Source organism: Polaromonas sp. P1_G2 (genome assembly GCF_056405515.1).
In genome coordinates this window covers 1-17,473 of sequence record NZ_JBFUBY010000056.1, presented here as the reverse complement: position 1 = coordinate 17,473, position 17,473 = coordinate 1, and the positions used below count along the sequence as shown (strand labels likewise).

Annotated in this window: 19 protein-coding genes; 4 read left to right on the top strand and 15 right to left on the bottom strand. The window is 66.9% G+C overall.

Translation table 11 applies throughout. From position 1 onward, the window contains the following. Positions 1–92: 92 nt before the first annotated feature. Positions 93–989: a DMT family transporter gene (locus AC1D0P_RS08415; protein ID WP_477676320.1), complete on the bottom strand. Its 897-nt coding sequence runs from the start codon at positions 987–989 to the stop codon at positions 93–95. 228 nt (positions 990–1,217) lie between these two features. After that, positions 1,218–1,736, bottom strand: a complete 519-nt coding sequence (locus AC1D0P_RS08410; RefSeq protein WP_477676319.1) for a flavin reductase family protein — start codon at positions 1,734–1,736, stop codon at positions 1,218–1,220. Between the two features lie 98 nt (positions 1,737–1,834). Here AC1D0P_RS08410 and AC1D0P_RS08405 point away from each other — a divergent pair, with 98 nt between their 5' ends. Further along, positions 1,835–2,686 (top strand): M14 family zinc carboxypeptidase, encoded by an 852-nt coding sequence (locus AC1D0P_RS08405; protein WP_477676318.1) that lies wholly within the window; start codon positions 1,835–1,837, stop codon positions 2,684–2,686. A gap of 28 nt (positions 2,687–2,714) precedes the next feature. On the opposite strand, the gene AC1D0P_RS08400 is transcribed toward AC1D0P_RS08405, so the two are convergent. From AC1D0P_RS08400 to AC1D0P_RS08355, 10 genes are all read right to left on the bottom strand, one after another. After that, positions 2,715–3,533: a M55 family metallopeptidase gene (locus AC1D0P_RS08400; RefSeq protein WP_477676317.1), complete on the bottom strand. Its 819-nt coding sequence runs from the start codon at positions 3,531–3,533 to the stop codon at positions 2,715–2,717. Then, positions 3,530–4,621, bottom strand: coding sequence for a DmpA family aminopeptidase (locus AC1D0P_RS08395; RefSeq protein ID WP_477676316.1), 1,092 nt, complete (start codon positions 4,619–4,621; stop codon positions 3,530–3,532). Before AC1D0P_RS08395 ends, AC1D0P_RS08400 begins: the two co-directional genes overlap by 4 nt. Positions 4,622–4,636: 15 nt before the next feature. Beyond that, on the bottom strand, positions 4,637–5,545 hold the full coding sequence (gsiD, locus tag AC1D0P_RS08390) for a glutathione ABC transporter permease GsiD (protein WP_477676315.1): 909 nt from the start codon (positions 5,543–5,545) through the stop codon (positions 4,637–4,639). Next, positions 5,542–6,462: a glutathione ABC transporter permease GsiC gene (gsiC, locus tag AC1D0P_RS08385; RefSeq protein ID WP_477654438.1), complete on the bottom strand. Its 921-nt coding sequence runs from the start codon at positions 6,460–6,462 to the stop codon at positions 5,542–5,544. The genes gsiD and gsiC overlap by 4 nt, the downstream gene beginning before the upstream one ends. Positions 6,463–6,503: 41 nt before the next feature. Further along, positions 6,504–8,054: a glutathione ABC transporter substrate-binding protein GsiB gene (gene gsiB, locus AC1D0P_RS08380; protein WP_477676314.1), complete on the bottom strand. Its 1,551-nt coding sequence runs from the start codon at positions 8,052–8,054 to the stop codon at positions 6,504–6,506. An 86-nt stretch (positions 8,055–8,140) separates the two neighbouring features. Beyond that, a complete protein-coding gene (locus tag AC1D0P_RS08375) occupies positions 8,141–10,009 on the bottom strand; it encodes a dipeptide ABC transporter ATP-binding protein (protein WP_477676313.1) in 1,869 nt (622 codons plus the stop codon). Next, complete coding sequence (locus tag AC1D0P_RS08370; RefSeq protein ID WP_477676322.1) at positions 10,006–10,971, bottom strand: isoaspartyl peptidase/L-asparaginase family protein; 966 nt, start codon at positions 10,969–10,971, stop codon at positions 10,006–10,008. Before AC1D0P_RS08370 ends, AC1D0P_RS08375 begins: the two co-directional genes overlap by 4 nt. Before the next feature lie 50 nt (positions 10,972–11,021). Further along, positions 11,022–11,981, bottom strand: a complete 960-nt coding sequence (locus AC1D0P_RS08365) for a MurR/RpiR family transcriptional regulator (protein WP_477676312.1) — start codon at positions 11,979–11,981, stop codon at positions 11,022–11,024. 158 nt (positions 11,982–12,139) lie between these two features. Then, complete coding sequence (locus AC1D0P_RS08360; protein WP_477676311.1) at positions 12,140–12,433, bottom strand: hypothetical protein; 294 nt, start codon at positions 12,431–12,433, stop codon at positions 12,140–12,142. Positions 12,434–12,528: 95 nt separating this feature from the next. After that, entirely contained in the window at positions 12,529–13,095 is a 567-nt protein-coding gene (locus AC1D0P_RS08355) for a flavodoxin family protein (protein WP_477676310.1), read from the bottom strand. Between the two features lie 86 nt (positions 13,096–13,181). On the opposite strand from AC1D0P_RS08355, the gene AC1D0P_RS08350 reads away from it, so the two are divergent. Continuing rightward, positions 13,182–13,607 carry a VOC family protein gene (locus tag AC1D0P_RS08350; protein WP_477676309.1) on the top strand — a complete coding sequence of 142 codons (426 nt, stop codon included), beginning with the start codon at positions 13,182–13,184 and terminating at the stop codon, positions 13,605–13,607. On the opposite strand, the gene AC1D0P_RS08345 is transcribed toward AC1D0P_RS08350, so the two are convergent. Together AC1D0P_RS08345 and AC1D0P_RS08340 are read right to left on the bottom strand one after the other, a co-directional pair. After that, positions 13,604–14,239: a LysE family translocator gene (locus tag AC1D0P_RS08345; protein ID WP_477676308.1), complete on the bottom strand. Its 636-nt coding sequence runs from the start codon at positions 14,237–14,239 to the stop codon at positions 13,604–13,606. The genes AC1D0P_RS08350 and AC1D0P_RS08345 overlap by 4 nt on opposite strands. Positions 14,240–14,243: 4 nt before the next feature. Beyond that, a complete protein-coding gene (locus AC1D0P_RS08340) occupies positions 14,244–14,765 on the bottom strand; it encodes a hypothetical protein (RefSeq protein WP_477676307.1) in 522 nt (173 codons plus the stop codon). 126 nt (positions 14,766–14,891) lie between these two features. Here AC1D0P_RS08340 and AC1D0P_RS08335 point away from each other — a divergent pair, with 126 nt between their 5' ends. Beyond that, on the top strand, positions 14,892–15,842 hold the full coding sequence (locus tag AC1D0P_RS08335) for a helix-turn-helix transcriptional regulator (protein ID WP_477676306.1): 951 nt from the start codon (positions 14,892–14,894) through the stop codon (positions 15,840–15,842). A 12-nt stretch (positions 15,843–15,854) separates the two neighbouring features. On the opposite strand, the gene AC1D0P_RS08330 is transcribed toward AC1D0P_RS08335, so the two are convergent. Next, complete coding sequence (locus tag AC1D0P_RS08330) at positions 15,855–17,204, bottom strand: D-amino acid dehydrogenase (RefSeq protein WP_477676305.1); 1,350 nt, start codon at positions 17,202–17,204, stop codon at positions 15,855–15,857. A gap of 106 nt (positions 17,205–17,310) precedes the next feature. On the opposite strand from AC1D0P_RS08330, the gene AC1D0P_RS08325 reads away from it, so the two are divergent. After that, the coding region (locus tag AC1D0P_RS08325) for a LysR family transcriptional regulator (protein WP_477676321.1) at positions 17,311–17,473 on the top strand (163 nt) is incomplete at its 3' end.

The following is a 17,473-nucleotide window of genomic DNA, read 5'->3' as shown; positions in this document are numbered from 1 at the left end:
GCGTCCATGACCTCGTCGGGCACCCGCGTGGGGCCGGGTGAGTGGAGGAATCGGTGGCCGGGGATGCGTGGGTGGGGCGTCATGCGGAAAAATTATGCGCCTGACGGCTTGCGGTTGACGAGCACGATGCCGGCCGCCACGGTGGCCAGCGCCACCAGCAGGCCGGTGGTGACGCTTTCTTTCAGCCACAGCGCGCCGAACAGCAGCGCGAACAGCGGCGTGAAAAACACAAACACCGAAATTTTGGTGGCCGGGTAGCGGCCCAGCATCCACATCCAGGCCAGGTAGCTGGCAAAGGCGCCTATCACCGTCTGCAGCAGCAGGGAGGTGATGGCGAAGGGGCTGAAGTGCCACGACCACTGTTCGCCCAGGTAGAGCGACAGGAAGGGGAACACGGCAGCGCTCACGGCCAGCTGGTAGAACAGCAGCTTTTCAGCGGAGATGCTGACGAGTTTGGTGGCGCGTATCACCACCGTGGTCAGGCCCCACAGCATGCCGGCGGCCAGCGCCAGCAGGTCGCCGCGCGCTGTCGAGGCGTGGTCGCCCGTAAAGCCTTCGCGCAGCGCGAACACCACGGCGGCAAACGCGCACAGCAGGCCCACCCATTGCAGGCCGCGCAGCCGTTCGGACTTRACCCACAGCGGCACCAGCGCCGCGACCCAGAAGGGCGAGGTGTACAGAAACACCGTGAGGCGCGAGGCGCTGGTGTACTGCAGGCCCACATAGATGCAGGCGAACTCCGCGCCGAACAGGGCGCCCGCCAGCAGGCCGGCTTTGAGTGAGCCGTCGCGGCTGAACAGCGGAATCTTGCGCCACAGGCACCAGAGCCACAGCAGGACGGTGGCGCCGACGAGGCGCAGCGAGGCCTGGAACATGGGCGGGATCTCGCTGATCGTGGCCTTGATCAGGACCTGCTGCAGGCCCCAGAACAGGCAGCAGCCCAGCAGCAGGGACATGGCGAGGGTGTCGAGATGCGTCTTGCGTGTCATCGGTGAAGGACCTGGAAACTCGGGGTGTGGATGCCTTGAAGTGATCGAGCGCCGCTGGCCCCCACCCCTGCCCTCCCCCAGTGGGGGAGGGAGCAAGAGCTGGTGAGTGACGCAACAGGAATTCGATTCATCAGGTCATTCCGTTTATTGCTCCTTCCCCCACTGGGGGAAGGTTGGGATGGGGGCTCTGCGAAAGGGACGCGGCCAAGGCCAGCGCCTCTGCGCTCGCTACAGCGGGTGCTCTGTATAAAACTTGCCGCCGTGGAACAGCAGCGGCGAGGCGCCCGCACGGTGGCCGCAGCGTTCGACCTCGCCCACGAAAATCACGTGGTCGCCTTCTTCATAGCGGCTGCGATTGAAGCATTCGAAGTGGGCGGCCGCGCCGTCCAGCAGCGGCGCGCCGCTGGCGCCTTCGGTGTGGGCCACGCCGTCCCAGCGGTCGGCGCGCCCGCTGGCAAAGCGTTCGGCCAGCGCTTTCTGGTCGGCCGCGAGGATGTTGATCGCATAGTGTGAGCCGGTGCTGAGCGCGGCCATGGAGCCCGCCGCGCGCGCCAGGCTCCAGAGCACCAGCGGCGGTTGCAGCGACACCGAGTTGAAGGAATTGGCGGTCAGGCCCACCAGCACGCCGGCCGGCGTGCGGGCGGTGACGATGGTGACCCCGGTGGCGAACATCGCCAGCGACGCCCGGAATTCTCGCTGCGAAAAACTGGGGCTGCTCGCTTGGCGAGGGGTGGCGGGAGTCGGCATAGAAGGCTAATTTAACTGATGCCGGCGAGGCCTGTTTGCGCCAGGGTCTAGGCGGCCGGGCTGCGCAGGCCGCGGCGGCGCCGGTTAAACTCGCGGGCATGCCGTTTCGCCGCCTTGCCCTTTGCCTGTTTGCTACTTATTTCATAGCATGTGGTGCCCAAGCTGCTTCGCCTTGCGTTGAATACGCGGCCAGACTCCCGAACGTCAAGCGCGAACTCTGCGAAGCGGCGCAACTGCAGCCCTCGGGCGCGCGCTCGGTCAACGGGCAGGCACTCTGGGTGCGCGACATCAAGCCGGACAACGCCAGCCTGCGCGTGCTGGTGGTGGGCGCCATCCACGGCGACGAGCTGTCCTCGGGCGCGGTGGCCCTGCACTGGATCAGGCTGGCCGCGCAACCGCCGCAGGACGCGCCCCAGGTGGTCCACTGGCGCTTTGTGCCGGTGCTCAATCCCGACGGCGTGCTCTCCAGGCCGCCGCGCCGCGTCAACGCGCATGGCGTGGACCTGAACCGCAATTTCCCGACCCCCAACTGGGAACGCGACGCCAGGGTCTACTGGGAAAAACGCACGGGCAAAGACCCGCGCCGCTGGCCCGGCCCCAAGCCGCTGTCCGAACCCGAATCGCGTTTTCTGCACGAGCAGATGCAAAGCTTCAAGCCCCAGCTCATCGTCAGCATCCATGCGCCTTACGGCGTGCTTGACTTCGACGGCCCCTCGGTGCCGCCCTCGCGCCTGGGGCGGCTGTACCTGGACCAGGTCGGCATCTTCCCGGGCTCGCTGGGCAACTACGGCGGCATCCACAAAGGCGTGCCGGTCGTGACCATAGAGCTGCCCAACTCCACGCGCACCCCGCTGGACGCCGAGATGCGCCAGATGTGGCTGGACCTGCTGCGCTGGATGAGCGAACGGGGGGTGGGGCAGAGCGCGGAACACACGCCGCGCGTGCCTTAGAGCGGCTCTTGATCCTCGAAAAAGGTTTCTAGCGCAGCATGCTGGACATGGCCGACAGGCTGTTGACCATGCGCACTGCAGCCTCCACTGTCGGCGCATCAAAGCCGACTTCGTCCCCGTCCAGCCGGCGCAGGGCCGGCCATTGGCAAAACAGGTCGGCCAGCGCCGGAGACTGGGTCTGGATGCGTACCGCGACAGGGCCTTTCAGCACATAAGGGCGGGCTGATCCGTACTGCGCCAAGGCCGTGGCAACGCCGGCGCGTATGGCGCCGCAGGCCTGGGCCGGGGACAGGCTGATGCCGCTGGTCTGGCCGCTTGCCCGCTTGGTTTGCACAAAGACGGCATGCGGAAACAGCGGGCGGTGCTCCTCGATGAACACATCGTCGCCGCTGGCCATCACCACCGGCACGCCGTACTCGCCGGCCAGCGCGCCGTAAATCCCGGCTTCGCCCAGCTCGATGCCGTTGAAGTACACGCGGGCAAAGGCAAAGCTGTTGATGGTGTGCGCCAGAATGCCGCGGCCTTGCGCGCGCGAGTGGTAGCCGATCATGCAGACGGCGTCCACGCCGTCGTCGACGCCGGCCATCATGCTCAGGTAGCGCGGCTTGCCCATGACGGCCTGGGCGCGCGCATCCAGCAGCTCGGGCGGCATGTTGCGAAAACTACCGTGTGAATCGTTGACCAGCACCTCGGTGGCGCCCGCGTCGAAGGCGCCGGCGATGGCGGCGTTGGCCTCGTGCGTCATCAGCAGGCGGGCGCGTTCGTACTCGGGATTGCCGGCGCGCACCTGCTCGTGGTGAAAGACGCCGGCAACGCCTTCGATGTCGGTGGAGATCAGGACTTTCATGGGGAATCCGGTGAAGGTGAAGAGGGCGAAAGTGGAGAGAGGGATGAAGAGGGCCCGCCGGGCAGCAAGTCGGCCAGCGCGTTGCGCCGGTGGCCGTCGCGGCCGGTGACGGCGCGGGCCAGCCACAAAGCATGGAGGATGGCCTGCTCGSTGCTGTCGGCAACCGCCTGGAACAGCGGGTCGATCAAGCCGTCGTGCAGCATGGCCACGGCCGGCATGGGCCTGGCGGTTTGCTGGGGCACGGTGTAGGCGGTCGAAAACGCCAGGGCGATGTCGCCGCTGCCGTGGCCGAATACCGAGCCGGTGCGGGCCAGCCCGGCGCCGGCGCGCAATGCCAGCCGGCGCAGCTGGCGCGCGTCAAGGGGGGCATCGGTAGCAATCAGCAGGATGATGGAGCCTTTTTCGGGCTCTGCCGTTTGTGCCTGATGTGCCACCAGCCGGGCGCCAAGGACCTGGCCCGCCAGGACCAGTTGCGGCAGCTGGCCGTAGTTGGCCAGCACCAGGGCGCCGACAGTGTGCTCGCCGCCTCCCGGGGCCGGCACGCGGCGCGAGGCCGTGCCTACGCCGCCTTTGAGCCCGAAGCTCGACATGCCGCGGCCCGCGCCGACCGAACCTTCCTCGACGTCCACGCCGGCCCGCCCGCAGGCCTGTAGGTAGTGCTGCTCCGTGACGGCCATGTGCTGGATGTCGTTGAGAAAGCCGTCGTTGCACTCAAACACCAGCGGGTTGACCGTGGACAGGCCGCGCCCTGTTTCGGGATTGGCGGCGACGCACTGCCGGATCTGCGCGGTGGCCACGGCGGCGACCGAAAAGGTATTGGTGAGCGCAATCGGCGTTTCCAGCACACCGAGCTCWTCGACCTGAAGCAGGCCCACGCTCTTGCCGAAGCCGTTGAGCACGACGGCCGCGGCCGGCACCCGGTCGCGGAACAGGTCGCCGGCATGGGGGCGCACAACGGTCACGCCGGTTTGCACCTCGTTCGCGTCCAGCGTGCAATGGCCCACGGTCACGCCGGCGACGTCGGTGATGGCGTTGCGCCGCCCGTGCGGCAGGCTGCCGATGTGGGGCAGCAGGTGGCGCGGTGTCACGAAACCTTGCCCCGCTTACTGGCGGTCGATCTTGGGGTCCAGCGCATCGCGCAGGCCGTCGCCCAGCAGGTTGAACGCCAGCACGGTCAGGAAGATGGCCAGGCTGGGAAACAGCGCGATGTGCGGCGCATTGAGCATGTCGGCGCGCGCCTCATTGAGCATGGCGCCCCATTCCGGCGTGGGCGGCTGCGCGCCCAGGCCGAGGAAGGAAAGGCTGGCGGCGGTGATGATGGAGGTGCCTATGCGCATGGTCAGGTACACCACCACCGACGACACCGTGCCCGGCAGCAAATGCCGCAGCATGATGACCGAGTCGGGCGCGCCTATGGAGCGCACCGCCTCGATGTAGGTCTGGTGCTTCAGCGACAGCACATTGCCGCGCACCAGGCGCGCAAACGCCGGCACGCTGAAGACGGCCACGGCCATGATCACGTTGATCATGCCGTTGCCCAGGATCGCGACGATGCCGATGGCCAGCAAGATGCCGGGRAAGGCRAACAGCACGTCGGACATGCGCATSACGATGCGGTCCCACCAGCCTTCRTAGTAGCCCGCCAGCAGTCCCAGCAGCGTGCCGATCACGGCGCCCACGGCCACCGAGACCAGGCCCGCGGCCAGGGAGATGCGCGCACCCATCAGGATGCGGCTGAAGATGTCGCGCCCCAGCGCGTCCACGCCGAACCAGTGTTTGGCCGAGGGCGGCGTGTTCAGGGCGTCGTAGTCGAAGAAGTTCTCGGCGTCGAAAGGGCTCAGCCAGGGCGCGAGCACCGCGACGAGCACCAGCAGCAGCACAAAACCACCGGCGACGAGGGCCACGCGCTGCTTCTTGAATTTCCGCCAGAACTCGGCGGCGGGTGTGCGCACGGCGAGGGCCGCGGGCGGCCCGTCCGCGGCGGCGGTACTTGGGGTTTCGGTGGTGTTCACTTGAAACGGATGGTCGGGTTGATGATGGCGTAGAGCATGTCCACCACCAGGTTGATCAGGATGAATTCGAGCGAGAACAGCAGCACCAGCGCCTGGATCACGGGGTAGTCCCGCATCTCCACCGCGTCGACCAGCAGCCGGCCCATGCCGGGCCAGTTGAACACGACCTCGACGACGATGGAGCCGCCCAGCAGGAAGCCGAACTGCAGGCCCATCATGGTGACGACCGGGATCAGCGCGTTGCGCAGCGCGTGCTTCACGACCACCACGGTTTCGGACAGGCCCTTGGCGCGCGCCGTGCGCACGTAGTCTTCCTTGAGGATGTCGATGAAGGAGCTGCGCGTGAAGCGCGCCATCACGGCCGCCACACCCGCGCCCAGCGTGAGGGACGGCAGGATGTAGTGCCGCCACGAATCGGCCCCGACGGTGGGCAGCCAGCCCAGTTGCACCGAAAAGAACTGCATCAGCAGCATGCCCAGCGCGAACGAGGGAAAGGAGATGCCCGAGACCGCCAGCGACATGCCCAGCCGGTCGGGCCAGCGGTTGCGCCACACCGCCGACACCATGCCCAGCACCAGCCCCAGCAGCACCGACCAGCCCATGGCCGCGATGGTGAGCCAGAAGGTGGGGGCAAAGCGCTCCGAGATCTCCGTGGCCACGGGCCGCTTGGTGCGGATGGACAGGCCGAAGTCACCCTGCAGCGCATGGCTGAAAAAGCGCACGAACTGCTGCGGTATCGGCAGGTCCAGTCCCAGGTCGCGGCGCACCAGCTCCACGGTTTCAGGTCCCGCGTCGGGCCCGGCGGCCAGGCGCGCCGGATCGCCGGGCAGCAGGTGCACGAACAGGAACACCAGCACGGCCACGATCAGCAGCGTCGGCAGCAGGCCCAGCAGGCGCTTGAGAAGGTAGTAGGTCATGCGGTGAGCGCGTTTTTGTCAGGAGGCTGTTGCGGACGGGATTACTTGAGTTCGACTTCGTCGAAGTTGAAGCTGCCGTCGGGGATCACGTAGAAGCCGGCCAGGTTGCGCGCACGCACCGAGAGCAGCCGTTCGGTCACCAGGAAGGCCCAGGGCGCGTCTTTCCAGATACGCTGCTGGGCATCGGTGTACAGCTTGGCCTTCTCCGCGCCGCTGGTGGTGACCAGCGCCTTGGCGATGTCGGCGTCCACTTCGGGGTTCTTGTAGTAGGCGGTGTTGAACATCTTGGGCGGCAGGGACTCGGAGGCCAGCAGGGGACGCAGGGCCCAGTCGGCTTCACCGGTGGACGAGGACCAGCCCACGTAGTACATGCGCACCGGAGCCGTGGCGGGGTCCTGCGCGCTTTCCACGCGCTCCACACGCTGGCCGGCTTCCAGCGCCTGCACCTGCACCTTGATGCCGACCTGGGCCAGCTGCTGCTGCACGAACTGGATCACCTTCTGCGCGGTGGTGTAGTTGTAGGCCGACCACAGGGTGCTTTCAAAACCGTTGGGATAACCGGCTTCCTTCAGCAGCTCGCGCGCCTTGGCCGGGTTGTAGGGCCAGGGGCCCAGCTTGGCGGCGTATTCCACACCGTGGGGCACCACGCCTTCGGCGGGAATCGCGTAGCCCGAGAAGGCCACCTTGACCAGCGCCTCCTTGTTGATCGCGTAGTTGATGGCTTCACGCACCTTCGGGTTGTCGAAGGGCTTTTGCTGCGTGTTCATCGAGAGGTAGCGATGGATGATGGACGGTGCGCTCGTCACCTCCAGGCTCGGCTTCTTCGACAGGCTGTCCACCGTTTCGGGCGGCATAGGGAAAGCGAAGTGCGCTTCGTTGGTCTGCATCATGGCCGCGCGCGTGTTGTTATCCACCACGGGGCGCCAGGTGATGCTGTCGACCTTGGGGTAGCCTTTCTTCCAGTAGCCGTCCCACTTGGCGACCTTGAGGTAGTCGGTGGCCTTCCACTCGACGAACTTGAAGGGACCCGTGCCCACGGGGTTCTGCGCGATGCCCTTGCTGCCGTACTTGGCCAGTGCCGTGGGCGAGATCATCACGCCCGAGGGGTGGGCCAGTGTGTTGATGAAAGGCGAGAAGGGCTCCTTGAGCGTCACGCGCGCGGTGGTGGCGTCCATCGCTTCGGTCTTGGCGATGTTCTTGTAGAGGTTGTAGCGCTTGAGCTTGTTCTCGGGGTTGGTGACGCGGTCGAAATTGGCTTTCACGGCCTCGGCGTTGAAAGGCGTGCCGTCATGGAACTTGATGCCGGACTTCAGCTTGAAGGTGTAGACCAGGCCGTCTTTGCTGACGGTGTGGCTCTCGGCCAGCACCGGCACCATCTTCATGTCCTTGTCGAAACCGTACAGGCCCTGGTAGAAGGATTTGGCCATGGCCTGCGACAGCGTGTCGTTGGCGTCATACGGATCGGTGCTGGTGAAATTGGACTGGACGGCAACGACCACGTCTTTGGCGGCATGGGCCGGCGCGGCGGCAAGGCATGCCAGGCCGATCAGGCCGGCCAGTGCGGCGGTGAGGGGGGAGAGACGGTTCTTCATGAAAAAACTCCTTGAGGCGAAACGAGGGGCAAACACGGGAGACAAAAAGACAATGCGAAAGGCGGGGTGGTGGTCAATGAGGGTGGTCAATAAGGGCCTCCCACCGAATGCCGCGCGACAAAATGCCCCGGCGCCACCTGGTGCAGCGGCGCCACTTGCGGGGCGTCGCCCATGGCGCGTATGGGGCTGGGAATCTCGTCGGCCATGAGTTCGCGCACGCCGCCGCGGCGGGCCGGGTCGGCCACCGGCACGGCCGCCAGCAGGCGCCGGGTGTAGGCGTGCTGCGGGTTCTCGAACACGGCGCGGCGCGGGCCGATTTCCACGATCTGGCCCAGGTACATCACGGCCACGCGGTGGCTGATGCGCTCGACCACCGCCATGTCGTGCGAGATGAACAGGAAGGCGACGCCGAATTCCTGCTGCAGGTCCAGCATCAGGTTGATGATCTGCGCGCGGATCGACACGTCCAGCGCCGACACCGCCTCGTCGGCGATCACCACCTTGGGGTTGAGCGCCAGTGCCCGCGCGATCGCCACGCGCTGGCGTTGCCCGCCGGAGAATTCGTGCGGGTAGCGATGGGCCGCTTCGGCCGGCAAGCCCACCTTGCCCAGCAGCCAGCGCACGCGTTCCTGCGCCTCCTCGGGCGAGGCGAGCTTGTGGATCAGCATGGGTTCCATGACCGAGTAGCCCACCGTCAGCCGCGGATCGAGCGAGGCAAAGGGGTCCTGGAACACGAACTGGATATCGCGGCGCAAGGCCTGCAGGGCCCGACCCTTGAGCGCCGAGATGTCGCGCCCCGCGACCTCGACCTGCCCGCTGTTGAATTCCAGCAGCCGGGCCAGCGAACGGCCCGTGGTGGATTTTCCGCAACCTGATTCGCCGACCAGCGACAAGGTTTCACCGGCCTTGAGCTCGAAGCTGAGCTGCTCCACCGCATACACCTGCCGTTGCGCGCGCCCGAACAGGCCGCCCGCCAGCGGAAAGCGCGTGACCAGGTCCTGCACCTTGAGGACTGGCGGCAGGTCGTGGCGCACGGTGTCTGCGGCGCTGAGGGGTTGGCCGCCTTCGCCATCTTTGCCCTGCGGCGCGCCCGGCACTGCAAAGCGCGCCGGCAGGTCCTGCCCGTGCATGGCCCCGAGCCGGGGCACCGCCGCCAGCAAGGCCTGGGTGTAAGGCTGCTGCGGCCTGGCGAAGAGGCTGGCACAGTCGCCTTCTTCCACCTTGTCGCCGCGATACATCACCAGCACGCGGTCGGCAATTTCGGCCACCACGCCCATGTCGTGGGTGATGAAGATCACCGCCATGGCCAGTTCGCGCTGCAACTGCTGGATCAGCGCGAGGATCTGCGCCTGGATGGTCACGTCAAGTGCCGTGGTGGGTTCGTCGGCGATCAGCAGCGTGGGCTTGCAGGCCAGCGCCATCGCGATCACCACACGCTGGCGCATGCCACCCGACAGCTGGTGCGGATGGCGTCCCAGCACGTTCCTGGCTTCCGGAATGCGGACCAGGTCGAGCATGCGCAGCGCTTCGGCCAGCGCCGCCTTGCGCGAAAGCCCCTGGTGCAGGCGTATCGATTCGGCGATCTGCTCGCCCACGGTGAACACCGGGTTGAGCGAGGTCATGGGCTCCTGGAACACCATGGCGAGGTCGGCCCCGCGCAGGCTGCGCATCTGCGATTGCGAAGCGCGCGCCAGGTCCAGGCGCTCGCCGTTGCGGCGCGTCAGCCACATGCTGCCGCTGCCCAGGCGTCCGCCGCCTTGCTCCACCAGGCGCATGAGGGCCAGCGAGGACACCGATTTGCCGGAGCCGGATTCGCCCACGATGGCGAGCGTCTCCCCGGCGTCGACGTGAAAGCCGAGATTGCGCACCGCGTGCACGGTGCGCTGCTCATTGGCAAAACTCACACTGAGGTCCTGGACCTCGATGACGCGCTGGCGGTCTGGCAAGGAGCTCATGCGGCGCATCCGTCGGTGTCTTTGGCTTCGTCGGCGTAAATCGCGCTCACCGGCGCCTCGCCCACGCGGGCCCAGCCGCGGTACATGCCCTCGGTGTTGAAAGGAAGGCTCAGGTTGCCCTGCGCATCGACGGCGATCAGGCCGCCGCGGCCGCCGATGGCGGGCAGTACTTTCATGACCACTTCCCGGGCGGCCGCATCCAGCGACATGCCGGCGTAGGCCATGCGCGCGCAGATGTCGTAGGCTGCCGCGGTGCGTATGAACATTTCGCCGGTGCCGGTGCAGGAAATCGCGGCGGTGCGGTTGTCGGCATAGGTGCCGGCGCCTATCAGGGGCGTGTCGCCGACCCGGCCGGCGCGCTTGTTGGTCATGCCGCCCGTGGAGGTGGCTGCGGCCAGGTTGCCTTGCGCATCAAGGGCGACGGCGCCCACGGTGCCGAATTTGCGGCCTTCGTCCAGGGGCGGCGCGCCGGCCGCGCCTGAGCGGAACACCAGGGCCGCGCCGTCGTGGTCCAGCACGGCAGCGTCGGTCGCGAGTGCGCGCCGCAGCTGCTCGCGGCGGGCCTCGGTCGAAAAATAATCGGGCGAAACCATTTCCAGTCCCTGCTCTTCAGCGAAGGCCTCAGCGCCGGCGGCCACCAGCAGCACATGCTCGCTGTGTTCCATCACGGCACGCGCCGCGCGCACCGGGCGGCGCACACGGTTCACGCAGGCCACCGCGCCGGCGCGCAGGGTCGCGCCGTCCATCACGGCGGCGTCGAGCTCATGGGTTTCGTCGTGGGTGAAGACGGCGCCGTGCCCGGCGTTGAAGAGCGGGCAGTCCTCGAGCAGCTCCACCGCCAGGCTGACCGCATCCAGTGCGCTGCCGCCATCGGCCAGCAGCAGCTGCGCGGGCCGCAGGATGGCCTGCAGGGCGGCATGGTAGGCCGCGTTTTGCTCAGCGCTGATGTGGCTGCGGCTCATGGTGCCGGCGCCGCCGTGGATGGCGATAAGGGGGAGAGGCTGGGGCCGTGTCACTTGGAAACCTTTGGCAATTTGGGTGGGGTACGGGCTTTGCGGGAAGGCGGTGCTGCGCTGTCCGCATCGGCGCGCAGCCGGCCGGCGTGGTTGCCGTGCAACCAGGGCAGCACCGACTCGGCGAGTTGTGTCGCCGCCATGAGCGAGCCTTTGCCGCTGTGGGCGACGGCGCTGCACAAGGCTTCGATCAGGGCCAGCACGGTGGCTTCGGAGTTCGCGAAATACTGGCTTTCGGTATGGGCATACAGCGCGACGGTGGCCAGGGGCGCCAGCGGCGATGTCACGCGGTCGGTCAGCGCCAGCACCGGCACGCCGGCATCGCGCGCGCGGCGCGCCAGCAGGATGGTGTCGCCGAAATAGCGCGGGTAAGCGATGGCGATCAGCAGGTCTTCGGGCTTGAGGCGGGACAGCACGCGCGCGCCGTACGAAGAGCTTTCCACGCTGGCCAGCAGCTGGACGTTGTCGCAGTAAGGGTCCAGCGAGCGCTGCAGCAGCCCACCCAGCCAGCTGCTGCTGCCAAAGCCGGCGATGTAGATGCGCCGTGCCTTCAGGATCGCCGCCACCGCCTGCTCGCAGCTCTGGGCGTCCAGCGATTGGCGTGTCAGTTCGATGTTGCGTTGGGTTTGCGCCAGGGCGGACGCAAACACGTCGGCCACCGTGGCGGAATGCTCCAGCTTGTTGCGCAGCTTCTCGACCGGGGCCAGCGTGGCTTCGAAGCCCAGCACCAGCGCGGCGCGGAACTGCGGGTAGCCGTCAAATTCCAGCGCCCGGGCGAAGCGGTTGGCGGTGGCCACGGAAACCCCCAGCGTGGCGGCCAGTTCGTCGATGGGCATGGTGGCCGCCTGCAAGGGGTGGGCCAGCACATAGTCGGCCATCTGCCGGTGGGAGCGCGTCAGCGTCGGCAGCAAGCGCCCAATGCGCTGTGCCATCGAAGGATTGCCGGGGAATGTCGCCATCAGGTCGGAGCTGAATTAAATGTATATAAATTTACAAACTAATTCATCATAGCGAAATATTTGATCATTTCCAATCGAATTCAGGGCGGCAACGCATTTGCGGTTTCGGTTTCTGTAGTGGGCTGAGGGTGCCCGCCGTCCGGCGGGGCAGGGATGCGTCAGGACCCGAGCTTTTTATAGGTGCGGTCCATCTCCACGCTTTTGCTGGTGTCCTTGACGCCGCGCTTCAGGTCGCGCCCCGCCTGCTCGACGACGGGATTCGGTTTGGCATTCGTCATGTCCACCGCCTGGTCACGCTCGTGCGGCAGTTCCAGGCTGGACTCGACGGCGCCGTCCTTCAGGGTGTCCTGCTCGCCGGGGCGCGAGCGTTGTGCGCGCGGATCCTTCGCCGGCATGCCTTTGCTGGAGGCCGGTTGTGGACTGCTGTTCGAGGGCGTGTTTTTAGGGGTCATGGGACGACTCTGAGCGTCCTGCCGCGCCGGCCTTGTCAGCCCGGAAAATCATGGCCTGTAGGAGAAGGCCACTTGAAACAGCTTCGCCGAGGCCTTCAGGACGCCAGAAAGCTCGCGGCCTGCGCCACAGCCGCCGCGTCGGCCTTGACCGCATCGGGCGGGCCGCCCTTGCCCCACAGTTCACCGCCGTAGTTCATGGCCATGAACTGCGCGCACAGCCGGATTGAATCGACCATGGGCTGGGCCTTGGCGCGGTCGCCGCTGGTGGTGACCAGCCACAGCGTCTTTTTCGCCATTTCTTCCTTGAAGGGCAGGCCGGGCACGCGCATCCAGGCGCTCCAGTGGTCCAGGTAGATCTTCAGCGGCGCGGGGATGCTGTACCAGTAGACCGGGGCCACGAACACGATGTCGGTCGCTGCCAGCGTCGCGTCCAGCAGGGTTTTCATGTCGCCTTCGGGCATGGGGTACTGGCCTGTGGTGTGGCGCTGGTCCACAAACAGCGGCATTTGCAGGGAGGGCAAATGCTGCCAGGTCTGGGGTGTGCCGGCCGGCAAGGCCGCGGCGGCCTGTTGCGCAAGCCATTCGGTGTTGCCCAGCGCGCCGGGTTCGCGCGTGGAGGTGGTCAGGAAAAGGAATTGGGGCTTGGCATTCATGGCGGCCATGGTAGCGGCAGCCGCGGGCCCTTGCCTGCGCGGGGTCTGGGCCCGCGTGCCAGAATAAAGCCCCGTTTCACCTGGGCCGCCCCGCCATGATCCGTATTCGCGACATCGACCACATCGTCCTGCGGGTCTCGGACCTGATGGGAATGTTGCAGTTTTACCAGCAGGTGCTGGGCTGCAGCCTGGAGCGCCGGCAGGATGCGATCGGCCTGGTGCAACTGCGCGCCGGGCGTTCGCTGGTGGACCTGGTGCCGGTGGACGGAACCCTGGGCCGGGCCGGCGGCGCGGCGCCTGGCAAGGAAGGCCACAACGTCGACCATGTCTGCTTTCGCGTGGAGCCCTTCGACGCCGGGGCCATACGCCGCCACCTGGCGGCCCACGGCGTGGAGGCGGGCCCGGTGGAGTCGCGCTACGGCGCCGAGGGCGAGGGGCCTTCGATCTACCTCAAGGACCCCGAAGGCAATACCGTGGAATTGAAGGGCCCGCCCTGGCCCGCGGGCGGCGCCCAAGCCTAAAAGCGTGCCCAGCCCTGCCAGGCCGTGAAGGCCGCGCAGACGATCAGCACGGCGCCCACCCCCCGCGCCATCACCACGCTGGCGGCCGGCCGGTCGGCCAGCCACTGGCGCGCGCCGGCGGCGGCCAATGCAAGCGAGCCGTAAATACCGGTCTGGGTCAAAGCGATGATGAGTCCCAGCGCCACCGCCTGTATCCACAGCGAGCCGTATTCCAGTCGCAGGAACTGCGGAAAAATCGCCAGCATGAACAAATAGGCCTTGGGATTGAGTAAACAGGTCAGCGCGGCCTGCCGGAAGGTGCGCCACGGCGGGGTTTGYGCCAGCGAGGGCAGGCTGCCGAATACCGAGGTGCTGCGCGTGAGCGACCAGCCTATCCAGGCGATGTAGAGGCTTCCCGCAACGAGCATCACATTGACCATGCCGGGCACCACCCGCAGCACAAGGCCCAGCCCCAGTGCGCCGGCCACCACGTGGCAGACACCGCCGGCCACGATGCCGCCGACCGCGAAGAGGCCGGCGCGGCGCCCGCCGGTCAGCGAGCTGGCCATGACAAAGGCCATGTCCATGCCGGGCAGGATGATGATGCCCAGCACCATCAGGAAAAACAGCCAGAGGTGGGCGAACTGGTCCATGGTCTTAGCGCAGCGCGGAATAGGCGGGCCGGGCCAGTTCCATCACCCAGTTGGTTTCCCAGTGGCGGCCGCTGTCCTCGGAAAAAGCCTGCTCCCAGCGTGCGCTGACGGGCGTGATGCCGGACCAGGTAAAACGCACGCGCACCGGCCGGCCCTCGTGCATGTCGCTGCCCTCGAAGCGGCCTGTGCCGTCTTCGGCAAACGCCCCCACCACGGGCGGCTGCATCAGGCCGTCGCTGTGGCTGACCCAATAAATGCTCCAGAGCCGCGTCTGCGGGCTGAAAAAACGCAGCGCCATGCCTATGGTCCGGTTGCCCTCGGCGACCAGGTCGTTCATATTGCCCAGCCCGCCCAGCAGCAGTGCGCCGTCCTGCACGGCCTCGAAACGCTCCCAGTCGGTGCAGCCCGCCAGGCGCTTTTTGAGCCGCTTGTTGCTGACCAGCCAGCGCCCGGTGATGAAGTTGAAGTCGTGCCGCCCGTCGCTGAGCTGCGGCAGGTCCAGGGGTTTGGTCAGGGTGCTGTTCATGGTGTGGATCAAGCGCTTGTGGTGCCCCGTGATGATGCGTGGAGGGTGCTGGGTGGCTGTGGAAAAACCCAGTCTATGGATGTAATAGGGCTATTTCGGCCCTAATAAAGCGCTAGACTTTTCGCCATGTACTCCCCGACCACCCGTGTATTGACCGTGCTGGAACTGCTGCAGTCCCATGGACGCATGAGCGGCGCCGAACTGGCGCGGCGGCTGGAGGTCGATGGCCGCACGCTGCGCCGCTATATCGCCAAGCTGGAAGACCTGGGCATCCCGGTGGTGGCCGAGCGCGGACGCTACGGCTGCTACAGCCTGATCGCCGGCTTCAAGCTGCCGCCCATGATGTTCACCGACGACGAGGCCCTGGCGCTGTCGATAGGCCTGCTGGCCGCGCGCAGCCTGGGGCTGGCCGAGGCCGCGCCGGCCGCGCAAAGTGCGCAGGCCAAGCTCGAGCGCGTGATGCCGCACAACCTGAAAAACCGCATACGCGGCCTGGGCGAGACGGTGACGCTGGACCTGCGCCCCGCGGACGCGCCCGGCGACAACACCGCCTTGCTGGCCCTGAGCGCCGCCGCCCACGGCTGGCAGCGCGTACACATGGCTTACCAGTCGGCCGAGGGTGAGGTCACGGAGCGCGACTTCGATGCCTACGGCCTGGTGTTTCGCCGCGGCCGATGGTATGCGGCGGGCTGGTGCCACCTGCGCGGCGCGCTGCGCTCATTCAGGCTGGACCGGGTGCGCGAGGTGAAAGCGCTCAACGTGGTGTTCACCCCGCCGGCCGACTTCGATGCGGTGCAGCACCTGGCGCTGGGGCTGGCCACCATGCCGCGCAGCAACACCGTGCGCTTGTTGCTGCGCACCGACCTGCAGACCGCGCAAAGGGAGCTGCCCGACAGCGTCGGTGTGTTCCAGCCCAGCGAGGAGGGCGTGCTGCTGCACAGCCAGACCGACCACCTGGGCTGGTTCGCGCGGCAGCTGATGTGCCTGTCTTTTCCGTTCGACGTGCAGGAGCCCGGTGAGTTGCGCGTCGCGCTGCGCGAGCATGCCGAGCGGACGCTGGCACAGCACGCGGCGTAAAGCGATGGGGGATCAGGCGGTCTTGGTTTGCAAACGGCCGCCGCCGCGATCCTGGCCGTAAAAGCCGAAATTCATGGCCGGGACTTCACCGCTGATCAGCTCGGCGATGGCCTTGCCCGAGCCCGCGCCGTGCGTCCAGCCCAGCGTGCCGTGCCCGGCGTTGACCCACAGCCTGCCCACTTTGGTCTTGCCGATGTAGGGGATGTTGGTGGGCGTGGCGGGGCGCAGGCCGGTCCAGAACTGCGGCGTGCCGCCCTGCTCTTCAAGGCGGGTGTCGCAGACGCCCGGCAGCACTTCTTCGATGCGCTCGGCCAGCATCTTGCAGCGGGCCTTGGCCAGCGGCGTGTCCAGCGAGAGGTCATAGCCGCCGACCTCGATGGTGCCGGCCACGCGCAAATGGCCGCCGAGCCGGCTCATGGCGCATTTGACTTCGTCGTCGATGGTGCTGACAAAAGGCGCGAGTTCCGGCTTGAGCAGCTTGAAGGTGGCGCTGTAACCTTTGCCCGGATAGATGGGCAGGTCGACGCCCACGCTGCGCAGCAGCGGCGCCGTGTAAGAGCCGCAGGCCACGACGATTTCGTCGGCCTTGAGCCGGACCAGTTCTTCGTTCTCGCCGCGGATGGTGCGCGGCCGCACGGCGACGGACTCGATGGCGCCGCCGGTTTTTTCCAGCCGCTCGATGTCGTGGCCGTAGAGGAAACGCGCGCCCCGGTCGGCGCAGCGCTGTGCCAGCGCCTGGGTGAAGACACGGGCGTCGCCGCTTTCGTCGCTGGCGGTGTAAGTGCCGCCCACGATGCGGTGCGCGAAGGACTTGAAGGCCGGCTCTATGGCCAGCAGTTCGGCCGTGCTCACCACGCGGCGCGCCACGCCGTATTTGCGCATCAGGGCCGCGGCCTCGCCGGCCGTGTCGAAGGTTTTGGGGTCGGTGAAGTAGTGCGCGATGCCGCGCTCAAGCCGGTTGTATTCGATGCCGGTGGCGGCCACCACGTCCTTGAGCGCCGCGTGGCTGTAGGCGCCCAGCGCCACCAGCTGCTGCACGTTGCGCTCGAACGCGGTGTCATTGCATTGCGCCAGGAACTGCAGGCCCCAGCGCCACTGCTGCCAGCCTTCGCCGAAGGGCAGCTGCGGACGGAACAGCAACGGCGCGTCGTCCCGGAACATCCATTTCAGCGCCTTGAGCGGCGCGTCCTTGTTGGCCCAGGGCTCGCAATAGCTGACGGAAATCTGCGCCGCGTTGCCGAAACTGGTTTCCAGCGCGGCCCCGGGCTGGCGGTCCACCACCGTGACCTCATGGCCGCGCTCAAGCAGATGCCAGGCGGTGCTCACGCCAATGATGCCCGCCCCTAAAACGACTACTTTCATCCGAACCCCTTTGGAAGCTTCAAGTGTGAAGGATGTTGCTTTCAATTAATAGAAAAATTAAACTCTCAGTGAAAACATCAGAACAGCTAATACAAAGGGATGACGGATGAGCACTTTTGACCCTGATGCGCTTGAATGCCTGGCGGCGATTGTCGAAGAGGGCGGTTTTGAGCGCGCGGCCCAGCGCTTGTCCATCACCCAGTCGGCGGTTTCGCAGCGCCTGCGGGCATTGGAGGCCCAGGTCGGCACCGTGCTGATCGTGCGCAGCC

Excerpts from the sequence above, each read along its gene's own strand:
- AC1D0P_RS08330 (WP_477676305.1), bottom strand. The coding sequence starts at position 17,204 with ATGAAAGTAGTCGTTTTAGGGGCGGGCATCATTGGCGTGAGCACCGCC.
- AC1D0P_RS08375 (WP_477676313.1), bottom strand. The coding sequence starts at position 10,009 with ATGAGCTCCTTGCCAGACCGCCAGCGCGTCATCGAGGTCCAGGACCTC.
- AC1D0P_RS08410 (WP_477676319.1), bottom strand. The coding sequence starts at position 1,736 with ATGCCGACTCCCGCCACCCCTCGCCAAGCGAGCAGCCCCAGTTTTTCG.
- AC1D0P_RS08335 (WP_477676306.1), top strand. The coding sequence starts at position 14,892 with ATGTACTCCCCGACCACCCGTGTATTGACCGTGCTGGAACTGCTGCAG.
- AC1D0P_RS08400 (WP_477676317.1), bottom strand. The coding sequence starts at position 3,533 with ATGAAAGTCCTGATCTCCACCGACATCGAAGGCGTTGCCGGCGTCTTT.
- AC1D0P_RS08355 (WP_477676310.1), bottom strand. The coding sequence starts at position 13,095 with ATGGCCGCCATGAATGCCAAGCCCCAATTCCTTTTCCTGACCACCTCC.
- gsiB (WP_477676314.1), bottom strand. The coding sequence starts at position 8,054 with ATGAAGAACCGTCTCTCCCCCCTCACCGCCGCACTGGCCGGCCTGATC.
- AC1D0P_RS08360 (WP_477676311.1), bottom strand. The coding sequence starts at position 12,433 with ATGACCCCTAAAAACACGCCCTCGAACAGCAGTCCACAACCGGCCTCC.
- AC1D0P_RS08405 (WP_477676318.1), top strand. The coding sequence starts at position 1,835 with ATGCCGTTTCGCCGCCTTGCCCTTTGCCTGTTTGCTACTTATTTCATA.
- gsiC (WP_477654438.1), bottom strand. The coding sequence starts at position 6,462 with ATGACCTACTACCTTCTCAAGCGCCTGCTGGGCCTGCTGCCGACGCTG.
- AC1D0P_RS08370 (WP_477676322.1), bottom strand. The coding sequence starts at position 10,971 with ATGAGCCGCAGCCACATCAGCGCTGAGCAAAACGCGGCCTACCATGCC.
- AC1D0P_RS08365 (WP_477676312.1), bottom strand. The coding sequence starts at position 11,981 with ATGGCGACATTCCCCGGCAATCCTTCGATGGCACAGCGCATTGGGCGC.
- AC1D0P_RS08350 (WP_477676309.1), top strand. The coding sequence starts at position 13,182 with ATGATCCGTATTCGCGACATCGACCACATCGTCCTGCGGGTCTCGGAC.
- AC1D0P_RS08340 (WP_477676307.1), bottom strand. The coding sequence starts at position 14,765 with ATGAACAGCACCCTGACCAAACCCCTGGACCTGCCGCAGCTCAGCGAC.